Annotated in this window: 9 protein-coding genes; 6 read left to right on the top strand and 3 right to left on the bottom strand. The window is 54.8% G+C overall.

What is annotated here, in order from left to right; genetic code table 11:
• Nucleotides 1-6 precede the first annotated feature (6 nt).
• On the top strand, nt 7-2058 hold the full coding sequence (locus tag A9753_RS05805; RefSeq protein ID WP_067781703.1) for a glycoside hydrolase family 99-like domain-containing protein: 2052 nt from the start codon (nt 7-9) through the stop codon (nt 2056-2058).
• Nucleotides 2059-2093: 35 nt separating this feature from the next.
• Entirely contained in the window at nt 2094-3809 is a 1716-nt protein-coding gene (locus A9753_RS05800; RefSeq protein ID WP_083090344.1) for a DUF2142 domain-containing protein, read from the top strand.
• A 175-nt stretch (nt 3810-3984) separates the two neighbouring features.
• Here the strand turns inward: A9753_RS05800 and rfbA are convergent, their stop codons facing one another.
• Nucleotides 3985-4854, bottom strand: coding sequence for a glucose-1-phosphate thymidylyltransferase RfbA (gene rfbA / locus A9753_RS05795; protein WP_067782301.1), 870 nt, complete (start codon nt 4852-4854; stop codon nt 3985-3987).
• A 165-nt stretch (nt 4855-5019) separates the two neighbouring features.
• Between rfbA and manA the strand changes: the two genes are divergently transcribed.
• Nucleotides 5020-6267 carry a mannose-6-phosphate isomerase, class I gene (gene manA, locus A9753_RS05790; protein WP_067781696.1) on the top strand — a complete coding sequence of 416 codons (1248 nt, stop codon included), beginning with the start codon at nt 5020-5022 and terminating at the stop codon, nt 6265-6267.
• Between the two features lie 152 nt (nt 6268-6419).
• Here the strand turns inward: manA and A9753_RS05785 are convergent, their stop codons facing one another.
• Entirely contained in the window at nt 6420-7412 is a 993-nt protein-coding gene (locus A9753_RS05785) for a hypothetical protein (protein WP_067781693.1), read from the bottom strand.
• Nucleotides 7413-7700: 288 nt separating this feature from the next.
• Here A9753_RS05785 and A9753_RS05780 point away from each other — a divergent pair, with 288 nt between their 5' ends.
• Genes A9753_RS05780 through A9753_RS05770 form a run of 3 tightly spaced genes read left to right on the top strand, consistent with a single transcriptional unit; the run spans nt 7701 to nt 13467 of the window.
• Nucleotides 7701-8021 (top strand): WhiB family transcriptional regulator, encoded by a 321-nt coding sequence (locus A9753_RS05780; RefSeq protein ID WP_067781691.1) that lies wholly within the window; start codon nt 7701-7703, stop codon nt 8019-8021.
• An 11-nt stretch (nt 8022-8032) separates the two neighbouring features.
• Nucleotides 8033-11833, top strand: coding sequence for a glycosyltransferase family 2 protein (locus A9753_RS05775; protein WP_067781688.1), 3801 nt, complete (start codon nt 8033-8035; stop codon nt 11831-11833).
• Entirely contained in the window at nt 11833-13467 is a 1635-nt protein-coding gene (locus tag A9753_RS05770; protein ID WP_067781685.1) for a DUF5719 family protein, read from the top strand. The genes A9753_RS05775 and A9753_RS05770 overlap by 1 nt, the downstream gene beginning before the upstream one ends.
• Before the next feature lie 95 nt (nt 13468-13562).
• On the opposite strand, the gene A9753_RS05765 is transcribed toward A9753_RS05770, so the two are convergent.
• Nucleotides 13563-14000 carry a metallopeptidase family protein gene (locus A9753_RS05765; protein WP_245637382.1) on the bottom strand — a complete coding sequence of 146 codons (438 nt, stop codon included), beginning with the start codon at nt 13998-14000 and terminating at the stop codon, nt 13563-13565.
• Between the last annotated feature and the right edge of the window lie 133 nt (nt 14001-14133).

The following is a 14133-nucleotide window of genomic DNA, read 5'->3' as shown; positions in this document are numbered from 1 at the left end:
GAAACTATGACAGCAGATCAGGAATTCGTGTTTAAGCGTCGTGTTGCCCGTGTTACGCGTGGTGCACGCCATGCCGCGATCCATTTTCTGTCAACCGGGGAGTTCACTTTGAATCGTCCGGATTTTCCCGCTCACTTTTCGTTGTATGAAGAGCGGCTTGCCGGTCGTCTTCCTGCTGGATTCCCAGAGGTATGGCGCACACGTGAAGATTTGTCTCCCTCGGAGCCTGCCCGTGTGGCCGTAGTACTTAACTGCTTTTATGTTGACTTGTTACCAGAATTGTTTGATCGTCTTCATTCGATCCCTGTGCCATTCGATCTCTTCATTACCAATGTGTCTGGCGAATCGATTGACCCTCCGCGGGAATGCGGACAGATGCGCCACTGTGCAGTCGTTGATCTGGACAATCACGGACGTGACATCCTCCCGCTCGTCTCTTTGGTGAACTCTGGTCTTCTTGATCCTTATGAACTGATTCTGAAAATTCATACAAAGAAGAGTCCTTGGAGAGAAAACCATTCGGAACTCGCCGGTACGGGGGCACAATGGAAAGACGCTTTTCTCGATTCGCTACTCGGCGATGAAGAATCGGTTGCTCACATTCTTGCGAATTTTGCCTCGGACTCACATCTTGGTTTAGTTACGGCACCTGGAAATATCGTAGGACCTGAGCACTGGGGTGGCGATCAAGAAATCGTAAAAAATCTTTTACGCCGCATTGAGTTAGGTCTCCAACCGGAGTCATTACAATTTGCTGCCGGTTCAATGTACTGGATTCGGGGATTCATTCTTCAGGGACTGCGTTCATTCAATTTGATCGCTGATGATTTTGAAACCGAACAGGGGCAGGTCGATGGGACTACCGCTCATGGTATTGAACGGATTATCGGTATTGTCACGAAAGAGGCAGGTCTGACCCTCCATACGACAGACGACCTCGATGATGGATTAGCAGTAACCAATCCGGATCTTGTCCATCGCTATCACCCGGCGGGAAGTGTACCTTCTCGAGCGGACGTCGTACCTTTCTATCTTCCTCAATTCCATGCTTTCGAAGAGAATGATCAATGGTGGGGAAAAGGATTTACTGAATGGAATAACGTTGCTGCCGCAGTGCCGATGTATCGCGGGCATTACCAGCCAAAAATTCCCACTGATATGGGCTTTTATGACCTGCACAGGGATGAAGTACGCAAGGCTCAAGCAGAGTTAGCTGCTGAGCACGGATTAGCGGGCTTTATGTACTACTACTACTGGTTCTCCGGTAAGCGTTTAATGAGCATGCCTATTGAACGTCTCAAAGAATCAGAGATTAATTTCCCCTTCTGCATTATGTGGGCCAATGAAAACTGGACACGACGCTGGGACGGTCGAAGCGCAGATATTCTCATTGCCCAGGAATATGAGCGTGTTCCAGCTGCAGATTTCATCGATGATGTGATGGAGTTCCTGAAAGATTCGCGTTACCTTCGGGTGAATGGAGAGGCTGTTCTCGCTGTCTATCGGCCAGGACAGATGGCTGATTTTGATGCTGTTGCCCGTCAGTGGCGAGAGCGTGCTCGTCAAGCGGGAGTTGGAGAATTACGTATTCTCGCCGTTACCATGCCTGAGGAATTTGACGCTGTGGATGCCGCATCCACGGAAGTTGATGGAACGCTTGAATTTCCTCCACACGCTCTGCCTTGGTCTGCTGCTCCAGCACATTTGGTTAGCCTCGACAAACGATGGAAAGGAAACTTTATTTCTTACCAGAGCACAGCAGAAGAATCGATGCTCCGTGCCCGCGGAAAAGATCACACATACTTCCCTGGTGCGATGGTGAATTTTGATAATACGGCGCGCCGGCAGTTTATGTCAGACGTGTGGTTCGGCTCGAACCCATACACTTTCCATCGGTGGGTTTCTAGTCAAATTGATTCGCTCATGACACGTGAGCGTTCTGAACGACTCATGTTTATCAATGCCTGGAATGAGTGGGCTGAAGGCGCGATTCTCGAACCAACGACTCGATTCGGGCGCACGTTTTTATTAGCGTTACGCAACGCTATTCAGTCATAGTCGCAAACTGAAGAGAATGAGAATTGGAATTTCTTATGTTTGGTCGTTATAGGACGAATCCTATGCCTCTTCCCCTTGTCTGGGTAATGCGAGGAATAGTTGTCTTATCATTAGCAACTCTAGGGCTGGGGTGGGCGGCGAGTTCTCCCATCGGTGGTTCTCCTGACGATGATTACCATCTCGGTTCAATTTGGTGCCCCCCGCCTGTTGGACAGAGCGGTTGTGACATCAGGGTTATTGATGGAGAAGAACGGGTCGCTGTTCCAGAAACAGTTTCTGATCAAGTGCCTTGCTACAAATTCCAATCAGACGTTTCGGGTGCCTGCCAGTTACCTATGAGCGACCATCGGACGGTGTATACCAGCCGTTATGATGCTGGGAATTACCCATTTGGTTACTATCAGTTCCATCATCTCTTTGTGGGTGACAGTGTTGCTACGTCGGTTCTTTTGATGCGTGCATTCAACGTGTTTATCGCGGTGGCTCTGCTTTCGGCGATCGCTTTTCTCCTTCCGACATATCTAAGAACTCCTTACTCCTTGGCTATGTTGGTGTCATGGTTACCGATGGGTGTGTATTTTATTGCATCGAATAACCCAAGTTCCTGGTCAATGACAGGTGTTTTAGCCTACGCGGCAGCATTTCGAGGAAGTTTGGAGACTGAAGGGAAACAGCGTTACAGTCTCCTCGCTCTTAGCGTTGTAGGTCTCGTGCTGTCATGTACCTCGCGTGCGGATTCTGCTTTTTATATTTTTGTTGTCACGCTGGCGATGTTGCTTTCAACTCGATGGACACGTAGCGCGCTAAACTGGGCTATTGCGGCTTATGGAGTACTTGCCAGTATCGTCGGCATTTGGATTATGACTTCAACCAGCGTTGCTTCGAATGTGACAGACGCCGTGGTGACGGGTGAATCATTCAGCAAGGTTGTATTGTCCAACATTTTGTCACTGCCTAAGTACATTGCTGGTTTTTGGGGATACCGTCGCGGTCCAGGTTGGTTCGACATCTATCTCGATGGGCCTGTGGAGGTCTTTTCTCTTTTAGTTGTTGGAATGGCGCTCTATGTGGGGGCTCGTTATCTAACCTGGCGCAAGACTTTAGCCGCATTGGTTTTGGCTGGCGCAACTTTAGGTATTCCTATTTTTCTGGGAATTCAAGCAGATTACCCGTTTACTGTTGAGATGTATCAACCTCGGTACATGTTCCCTCTTGCTGCTGTTTTTTTCTTTATTTGGTTCACTGGATTGGGCAAGGAGAAAGTCTTTACGACTCCTCAGTATCTTATGACGTGTGTTGCGCTAGTTATCGTGCAGGGAATTTCCATGCATACAGTTCTCGAGCGTTACATATTCGGACAATTTAACGTCATGGTTCATGTGAACTTGAACTTTGCTAAGTTGTGGTGGTGGCATACCTCGATTGAACCGATGACTGTCTTTATCGTTGCGACGATGGGGTTGGTGGTTGCTATGGTGATTACACCGATTCTGTTACGCAACGCCGTACTGATCCCCGTAGATGTTGACGACATTGAAAAAAGTGATATTCAATCGTTAGAAATGATGATTGATGCGGGCGATCGTTCAGAATTGAATGAGAGCCGACATGTTATCGCTCCGTACTTGCCCTCTTCGACTGACGGGCAGGCTGTCACTGGTACAGATATTGCTGAGTCTGTGGTCAGTTATTCGGTGAATGAGAATCCGGACATTAATGATTCAGGCAGCGAGAAGTCAGCGAGTGATTAATCTGCGCTATGAGTGTGTGATGGCCGTGTTGGCGAATTTGATGAATGTTTCGATGTCATCATGTGAACACAACGTGAAATCGGGTGGGACAAAGATCGAGCCTTTGTCCCACCCGATTTCACGTTGTGTAGGCGGATAACTATCGTTATTCAGTTCTGTGGCAGCGGCACAACTTTTAGTGATCTTGGGAAAGCAAACCAAGCAGGTATGCGCCGTAACCGGACTTTACTAGTGGCTCAGCGCGCTGGCGCAGGCCTTCATCGTCAATGAAGCCCATACGCCATGCTACTTCTTCAGGAGCACCAATCTTCAGGCCTTGGCGAGCTTCGACAGTGCGGATGAAACTGGTGGCATCTGCCAGTGAATCGAATGTTCCAGTGTCGAGCCATGCAGTACCGCGGGGGAGTACTTCAACGTTGAGGCGGCCGGCTTCGAGGTAGGTGCGGTTGACATCAGTGATTTCGTATTCGCCGCGTGCGGAAGGCTTGAGATTCTTAGCGATTTCAACAACGTCATTGTCATAGAAGTACAGGCCGGGAACAGCATAGTTGCTCTTGGGGTGAGCAGGCTTTTCTTCAATGGAGATGGCCTGGAAGTCTTCATTGAATTCCACCACACCATAAGCGGTGGGATCAGCGACCTGGTAGGCGTAAACCACACCGCCGGTGGGCGTAGTGTGGCGGCGCAGACGGGTACCCATACCGGGGCCGTAGAAGATGTTGTCACCCAGAACCAAGGCGGCACTGTCATCGCCGATGAAATCGGCGCCGAGGACAAAAGCCTGGGCGAGACCGTTGGGGACTTCCTGGACGGCATAAGACAGATTTACGCCCAACTGGGATCCATCGCCTAGGAGGCGATGGAATGAAGGAGCGTCATGAGGCGTGGTAATGACAAGCACGTCCTGAATGCCCGCAAGCATAAGAGTGCTTAAGGGGTAGTAAATCATTGGCTTGTCATAGACGGGAACCAACTGCTTGGAGGTGCCAAGGGTAATGGGGTTAAGTCGGGTGCCGGAGCCGCCGGCTAGGATAATTCCACGCATAGAACTAGTTTTACCCATTATTGCTTTTCATGCACCTATTTGGCTGTTGTGGCTGTGATGTGTACTCCTTTGTGAGGCGTGGAGAGTTTTCTGATGTGCTTGGCGGTAGCGTAGTGCCTAGCCATTGTGGTCTCCCCGCCCGTGTATTGAGTAATTGAGGCTTCTATGCTCCGCTTAACTGGTGCTCTTCAGCGTTATGACTGGGGCTCCCCGACAGTCATGCCGTCTTTCCTGGGTGTGCCCGCCGATGACAAGCCATGGGCAGAACTCTGGTTCGGTGCTCACCCAGCAGGCCCCACCATGGTGGTTCCTCAGGGATGTGAGCATCGCATTTTCTGCGAGCTGGAGGAGACTTTCTCTTCTGAGGCTGAGTCGCACCTCGCGTCAATCATCGGGGACGATCCGGTGGGCCAGTTGGGTAGCGACGTGGTCGAGCGTTTCGGTGAGAAACTCCCGTTCCTCTTGAAAGTCATCACTCCTGGTCGGCCTTTAAGTTTGCAGGTTCATCCTGACTCGGCTCGTGCTGCGCAAATGTTCAAGGCTGAGGATGATGCGGGTATTGATCGACTCGCTCCGGAACGTTCGTACAAGGACGCTAATCACAAACCTGAAATGGTATTGGCGCTGACTCACTATGAAGCTGTGGCAGGATTCCGGGCACCTCGCCGCGCCGGTGAGGTCCTTGCAGGCCTGGATTGCGAAGTGGCTGAATCGATGCGCAAGACTCTGCGTCGTAACCCTACTCGCTTCGGTATTCGTCAGGTTTTCACTGAGGTAGTCAGTGATGAAACTAAGCCATCTCCGGGACAGATTGAGGAACTTGTTAACGCGGTTCGTGTACGTCAACAGGCTGGTTTGAGCCCCTCGCCTCGTGTGGATGCCAATGTGGTTGCCATGAATGAGGCCTTTCCCGGCGATCCTGGTGTGGCCGCATCACTTTTGCTTAATCCTGTGACTCTTCAGCCTGGCGAAGCACTTTTCGTCCCCGCTGGTGCTGTCCATGCCTACATTTCCGGTTTGGGTATTGAGGTCATGGCGTCTTCAGACAATGTGTTGCGCGCAGGCTTAACCACCAAGCATGTCGACGTCGATGAGATGCTTGCTTGCGTTGATTACGTAGCGGCCCCACCGGTTCGTCCTGCGCCTGAATACATTTCTAGCGTCACCCGCGCCTACTACGCTCCCGTGGACGACTTTGATGTCCTGGTTACTACAGTTCGCCGCGGTGACGGCCGCGTCCAGGTGATGGGGCACGGCCCACGCATCGGCATTGTCGTGGAGGGATCACTGCGCTTAGGTACTATCGGCGGAAGTGAGGAACTGACTGTGGGGCAGGCAGTTTTTATCCCTGCTTTCGAGCGTGCGCTCAGCGTTGAAGGCGAAGGCGTACTGGTTCAGGCTGAGTGTCCATAAATCTTTCACGCCTTTCGTTGTTTGCTGTGACAGAGTGCTGACAATCGTGTGAGGTTTTGCCTGCTGGCGACCTAACGAATGGCAAAGCGGCCGCCCGTGCATCAAGAGCCTGTTAGTGCATGCAGGTTTCTGTGAACGCCATCCTTGCTATATCAGCATCCTTCTTGTCTGATTGCTGCTTGCGCTGTGTGCTCGTCGCAATCGGGACTCAAGATCACCACGCCGCGCCCACATGACCAGGCTGCCCAGGTCATCAGTATTCCGCTGGCGCTGCTGAGAGTTCGGCCATCAAGGAGGATTGGAGAAAGAGGAGAGGAAGCGTACGTATTTAGTTTTTGAGCGGCCGCATGGACAAGGTATGCCACCTGCTGTTGAGTCATCGTCACCATCGGACCATGTGGGGGCGTGGGGAAGGTCGAATCAAGAAGAGAGCGATGAATTGAGTAGGCGCAGGTGTTAGCAGAAACAGGGGCGGGCTGGAGCGTGTCAGGGTAGGTCATCAGGTCTGCTGCCCCGTCAATCACAAGGGGTGGCAGTTCTCCTGGCCAGGACAATGCGAGGGATGACAGTGGCGTCAGGATTTGTGTATCGGCGTTGTCATCTAGTGCAGTTTCGTTGCAGGCCACGCTGACTGTGTCACCCCAAAACTCCTTAAGGGGGTGATCAGAACTATCGGTGTAGTCTGCTTGTGAAAAGGCCTGGGTGAGTAGTGAGGAGATGAGGGATTCTGGAACATAGGGGGAGACGTCGTTCGTTACTGTCTGTGAGGACGTAGAAGCGGCAGATACGTGTGAGGCAATAGCATCATCGTGGATATTTTCGGTAGGAGTCGTGAATGAGACATAGTGCCCAGCTAGAAGGGCACCGCTTGCCCACATGACAGTGCGCCAGTGCCATGGAAGAGATAAACGGACTTGTGAGGATGGAGATGCTTCAGTGCTAAGAAGCCCACAGACTTTGGCCATCCACATGCGAGTGACGTGAGTGGACAGTTCGATACGTTCAGTGGGGGAGTAGTACACCAGGGCATTGCGAGGCCCATCATTAAGTGTGACCAACATCTCGTTGAGGGTTTTTGGAGCGCCTCCCTCAAGTGAGGGTTGAGATGTGGTGGGGGTGTTATTGGCTGCCTGTGAGAACTCCATGAGCCTATTGTTGCAGATGGGGTGTTGCTCGGAATTGTTGGAATTATTTACCTCCGGGGGTATGAGGGGGCTAGGAAAAGAGACGGGATGTGAACTTTGTTGGTCGCCTGGCAAGTGTTTAGTTGAATGAAAATGGGGGCAGTTATGGATATATCTCACCTCTCGCTTGTTATTTATAAGTGACGCCAGTGTTCTTGTCGGGGCTCCACTATCACGTACCACTTGACTAGTGAAGATGACACGCGTGTAATTTGATCAGTCATTCACACCCAACCGGAGGGAACTACCGTGTGGAACATCCTCGGCGACGGACCGCTTATGCAGTCCCACACCGCAGATGAAGAACAGGCAATCCTTCTTCTCTTCGGTCATGATGACCTAGATGACGGTCCTCTCGCGTGGCAAGAACGCGCCTTGTGTGCACAGACCGATCCTGAAGCGTTCTTCCCCGAAAAAGGCGGCTCAACTCGCGAGGCAAAGCGCGTATGTGCAACATGTGAAGTGCGCGAAGAATGCCTCGAATACGCACTCGCACATGATGAACGCTTCGGTATTTGGGGTGGCTTGTCAGAGCGAGAGCGCCGCAAACTCAAGCGTCGCGCTGTGTAAGTGAGGAGGGCATGACTAGCCCGAGCGCTTCACACGTCCTCGCTATTGTCGTTACTGCAGGAACAACCCCGTACCTGCCGGACACCCTTCACGCCCTCACACAACAGACCCTTCCCCCTGCCTTTACACTCATCGTTGACGTAGCCTCGCGAGGTAACGGTTTGGGGAGCGGCGAACCCGTTGAAACTGCTGTTGAACTCTCCGGGCTCGACGACGTCAGTGACGTCAAAATTATTCGAGCACCATCGGCAGGAAACTTTGGACAAGCAGTGGGTTATGCCCTTCATACCTGCCCGAACTATGGCCCTAGCGAACCGAAAAATGCTGGCCACTCATCCTCTCGTTGGCTGTGGCTCCTCCACGATGATTCTGCTCCGGAGCCTTCTTGCCTGGCTGCTCTTCTCGACGAAGTTATCACCTCCCCGTCCGTAGCAGTCGCAGGGCCCAAACAGATTGATTTCTACGATCCTGACGTAGTGCTTGACGTAGGAATCCGGGTCACTCCGGCAGCACGGCGCGCGAATTCCATCGTTCCTGGGGAAATTGACCAAGGCCAGTACGACCACCGAAGTGACGTGATCGCCGTCGGTAGCGCAGGCTCACTGATTAACCGCGAAGTTTTTGACAGTATCGGTGGCTTTAACCCCGATTTTGGCCCTTACGGTGACGGCCTTGAACTCTGTCGTGTCATCCGCATGGCCGGTCATCGCGTCATTGTGGTGCCCCGCGCCAAAATCCGCCACCGCCGCGCATCCATGCTGAATCTACGCCCCCGCGGAGACGACCTTGTCACCAGCGAAACACAGCAACCCATCCACGAATACGCCGTAGCGGACGTTGACGCGTCCTTCGCAGACCGCCGTACCAGCCAACTCCGGAACTGGATGATCGGCGCCCCCACCTGGCAGATGCCCCTCATCCCCCTCATCGTTTTCCTCGGTGCACTGCTGCGCGGCGCATGGCGCCTGACCGCCGGGGATCTTCAGTTGGCGCGAGCAGAATTGACTAGCGCTTACCAGGCAGTGATACGCCCTGGGATAGTTGCCCGTGGCAGAGGCCGTATTCGTGCTAACGCCGCAATCTCCCGCCGTGTGCTCAGCCAGTTGTACATGAACTCGGCTGAAATTCGTGCGGCCCGGGCGGATAGGCGTCGCCAACGCCGCGAATCCCATGCCCGCGCAACTGCACCTAGCGAACTTGAATTGAGCGAACTCAAAGTGCAAGCTCAGCAGCGTCGTCTAACTGTCGCTGTGGTTCTCATCATTTTGTCGATTGCCGGTTTTTGGGCTACGGCTGACCTCATTACCGCCTCAACCGTTGGTGGGGGAGCACTTGTTCGTATGACAATGGGCGTGCAGCAGGCCTGGGCCCAAGCCCAGCAGTCCTGGATCATGAGTGGCAACGGCTACCCCTCCGTTATCACACCGCTGCTAACGTTGACTGCGCTTGTCACCACCGTATTGGCGCCTCTTGGCATCAGTGTTGACGATGCTGTTCAGACACTTCTCATCATTGCAATCCCTCTGGCAGGCTGGGGCGGCTGGGTTGCTGCGGGAACCCTTTCGCGTCGAGTCTCCCTTCGTTCTGCGGCAGCGTTCTTCTGGGCTGCTGCCCCGTCATTCCTCCTCAGCCTTGGCCAAGGACGATTGAGTGCTCTCATCATTCATCTTCTTTTGCCATGGCTCATCGTGGGATACGCCCGAGCCACAGCGAAAGACCGTCGAGATATTGTCCTTTCCGGTCTCGTGGGCGTGGACCACGCTCAGGAGAATCATGACCACGCCAGTGGTGACCAGGACAGCCGCGATCAGGACCAGCAGGCTGACGACGAGGCTGCCGATGATCATCACGCTGACGTTACTGAGTCCACTGACGTTACTGACTCTACTGACGTCATTGAGTCCGCTAACGTTACTGACTCTACTGACGCGGTGGTAGCTCCAGAGTTTCTCGATGACGATGACCTAGATGAATGGGACTGGGGCGATGACGATGAACTCATCGCTATCAACTCATCGACCGAATCTGATGAGGACATCGACAACACGATGAAGGCCCGCCGAGCGGCCGCTCTTCGTGCAGCAGTGGGTGTGGAACACTGCGGCCCTGGCTCCGTCAGTGCGCTCGCGGCTACAGCGCTCCTTGCTGCTGTGCTGGTGGCCATCGCACCGATGCTCGCAGTTCCACTGGTGCTCCTCCTGATTGTGCTGACAGCGACGAGGCGCCACTCGCTGGGACAAGCCCTTGTCCTCCTGATTCCTTCCCTGCTCGTTATTGCGCCGGTGGGATGGGCCGTCTCGCGAGACATTCACGGGCAATCCCTCGCCTCAATTCACACCTGGAAATATGCCCTCGCTCAGGCTGCAGGATTACCTGATCTGCCCCTGCCCTTCTCTCCTCCGCACCTGACAGACCTCTTCGCTTTCCTCCCCGTGGCTCACGGTGACCTCACCAGTGCCTCGTACCCCATCCGTGCGGTGGTGATGGCGGTGGGAGCATTAGCCATCGGATTCTTCTGGATCGCGGCACTTGCTGGTGGCTTTGCCGGTGGCATGCGTGGAGCACGTGCCCGCCAAGGCATGAGTCTTGCTTTACTCTCCCTGCTCACCGCTGCCTTTGCTTCCACCATCCCCGTCGCCATTGGCCACAATCTCATCAGTGGTCAGCCGGAAATCGTCATGGCCTGGACCGCTCCACTCCTCTCTTTGGCCTACGCCGGACTCCTGACCTCTGCAATCGTGGCCAGTGACGTCATTCGCGACTGGGTTGATTACAAACCTCTTAAGACCTGGCACCTACCTATCTATGCACTCACCGCCTGCGCAGTACTTCTTCCGCTGGTGATGACTGGAGGCTGGGTGTGGTCCGTCTCCACCGTTCCCGATGCCTCGAACACTGAAGAATCGAACGCTGCACCATCCTTGACGGGGGGAATGACTCGCGCGGAGGCCTCGCCTCCTTCGGATTCTGCGCCTTCACCCACGTGGTGGGCACTCCAGCCAGGTAGCGAATCCATCCCCGTAATCGCGGCACACATGCAAAATTCCCCTGAGCACTCCTTGGTCCTTGCACTAACCCCGTACTCCACCTCGATTACTTTTGCTCAATGGCGAGGCCAGGGAGTAGAACTCGTCGATGTTCTTCCTTCTATATCAGCCTATACTCTCCACTCTTGGCTCCCAGACCATCAAGATGGTGCAGGAACGATGGCTTTGAATCCCACAGACCCATCCGATCGTCATCTCTCTCAAAGCGTCTCGACTCTCCTAGCCGTCCAGGATGACGATGCAGCAGCCAACCTCGCCAGCCACGGTATTGGTGTTCTTCTCGTCAGCGGGGCAGACCACTCCACGCAAGCTGAGGTGCGAGCATCCATCGCTGCCACCTCAGGTATGGAACAACTCGCAACCACCGCCAGCGGCGAATCCTGGCGCGTAGGAGGCACAATCCCAGCCTCCTTCGCCTCACTGCGAACCAACGGAACTGACGGCGCTGGAACAGTTGTTCTTGATACCTCGCCAAGCGGCGTCGTCGACATGACAATTGAGCAGGCCAGTGCCACCAGGACACTCCATCTCGCTCAGCGCGCCTCCATCCACTGGAAGGCCACCCTTAACGGAGAACCCTTGGCAAGCGTGAGCGCCGATGACGGATGGTCACAAGAATTCCTTGTTCCCCCGCACGAAGGCCACCTCAAGGTCTGGTATGAAACTACCTGGTCCACATGGCTCCTCTACGCAGGATGGGCAGTGATGGCCCTCTACGCCTTCATTGCCTTGCCCGTCCGCTCAACACGACGCAGGGGGCTGTAATGCGCGAAAAAACCCAGATTGTTCGCTCCCGACTCATGGGTCGCGTACCCGCAGTTGCCACTCAGATCCTTCTCATTACCGGACTGGGAGCCTTGCTGTTTGCGCCCTCACTCAGCGCGCCCACCGAGTACACCGTGGCCCCCTATGCGGCAGAGCCTCCCGCTGCCCCCACAAATATCGTCTGCCCACCTGCCCCCACTAACACCCTCGGTGTTGCTCACGTTGTGGCGCCTCAAAGCGAAACCCTGATCGCTAGCACCGCTGTCACTGAGGTGTCCGCGTATATTCTTCAGGCCGCAGCAGCACCCGCCGTGGGGAATGAGAACTCATCGTCATCGCGAGGACCATCCGATTCCGATGACCTTCGAGAAATGCCTCTGACTGAGGACAATGGCATCAGGCGTACAGACTCCGTCCCTTCCACCATCACCACCCAGATGAGCCAAGGGAAAACCCAACACAGCACGGCCGTTGCATTTTCGGCAGCACCGCAAGGAGATCTCCGCGCACTGACTGCTGGAGAATGCATGGCTCCACGCTCCAGTGCCGTCCTTGTAGGCGGAAGCACCGAAGTGGGATGCTCCACCGCGCTGACACTATCCAACCCCTCAGCAGCCCCCATCACTGTTAGCCTCCAACTCCAAGGCTCAACCGGCACCATTGACATGCCCGCACATGGAGATGTGCTTGTTCCCGCCTACTCCACGCAACAACTTCTGCTCGAAAGTGCTGCACTGCGCGACCCACGCGTGGCACTGACCATGACCACTGACGCAGGCACACTCGGCGCATGGTTGACCACCTCATGCCTCAGCGGTGAGACCCCCGCAGGAACCAGCATCATCGCGCCAGGAGCACGTCCATCCACTCATGTGCTCATTCCCGGCCTCACCATGACGCAGGCAGACGCGGACCGTCAGGGCATGTCAGCCGATCATGGCCCCGTCCTACGAATCGCCAACACCTCACAGAAACAAGCCCACGTGAGCGTCCAGGTTTTGGCTACTGACGATGAACACCCGCTTCCCGGCGGTGACAACATTGAGATCGCCCCTCAAGCAGTCACCGACATTAGTCTCAACGCCATGCCTGCAGGAGACTACGCACTTCTACTCACGAGCGATCAACCCATCGCTGGGGCCGTCAAACTCATTCGTGAGGGCAAGCCCTACCCGCAAGCAAAAAGCCCCCTGCTGACGGATATGACATGGATCCATTCAGCAACGGATGACCCGCATATCCTCATGAATCCCGAGCCGAAGGGCGTGCCCGGCGTAGAGACTTCCGCCCACGCAACCATCGCGAACTCCTCGGACAACCCCATCATCCTGACACTCTCGCCGATGCTCGATGCTGCCGGTTCCTCAGCCGCATCCGAGACTGCGGAGCCTATTGATGTGCTGATTGGTTCCCATCGTGTCAAAACCCTCGACCTCGACCCGTCAATCCGTGCCTACGCCGTCACCGTGAATGCCGGGAGCAGCACCACCGATGAGGGTGCACCGACTCTCGGGGTGAACGTGTTACTCACTGCCACCACCGCGGACCCGATGCCTGGCGAACTTCTCGCCTCATTCCAAGCGCTGAGCACCCAAGATCATGTGGCCAGCGAATCCTTCGTTCCCGCGCCGTAAGGTGCTCGTTGGGGACGGTGTTGTATCAGTGGCCTCGATGCCACCTCGTGGATTCACGGGGAACTAAGGAATGCGGCCAAGTGAATCGGACCAACTTAGTCGCGCTCTAAATCTTCAGCACTAACCCCAAGAAGAGACGCTACCTGTTGAGCAAGGACCGTGCGAATCATGGAAGACAGTTCACTTGCTGATGACGCCCGCGAGGCAATCACACGGCGGTAAACCACCACACGAGGAGCCAAACCAGCGCGCGGCTCAGCATCAAAAGCACGGCCCAGAACCACGCCCCTTTCCCACGGAGCAGGATCTGATGGGGGCACCTCCTCAACGGCGAACTCAATAGTCTCTACCGCTGGACAAATCACGGCCATACGATCCACATGCCCCATAACAAGACGATCAAACTGTTCGCGACGAGTTCTCCATGCGGGAACCGTATGCGGCAGCAGAGGCGCACGAAGCCCGCGGCCATGACGATCACGGCGTCGAGCAGGCGGCGCCATCGGGTCAGGAAGCAAAGGATCAGGACTCACCCCATCAGCCTAAAGGGAAGGCTGGCGCCACGCTCTCAGGGCACGCCACGAAACACCTCCGCACAGGGACATGCGGGGATATATCAACCGCTGTTACCCTCTGCTCGCCCTTGTCAGCGCGCCACATGCACAT

This window comes from Actinomyces vulturis, from assembly GCF_001687305.1.
Lineage (GTDB): Bacteria > Actinomycetota > Actinomycetes > Actinomycetales > Actinomycetaceae > Actinomyces > Actinomyces vulturis.
The sequence above is the reverse complement of the archived record's forward strand: the minus strand, read 5'-3'. Positions and strand labels throughout refer to the sequence as shown.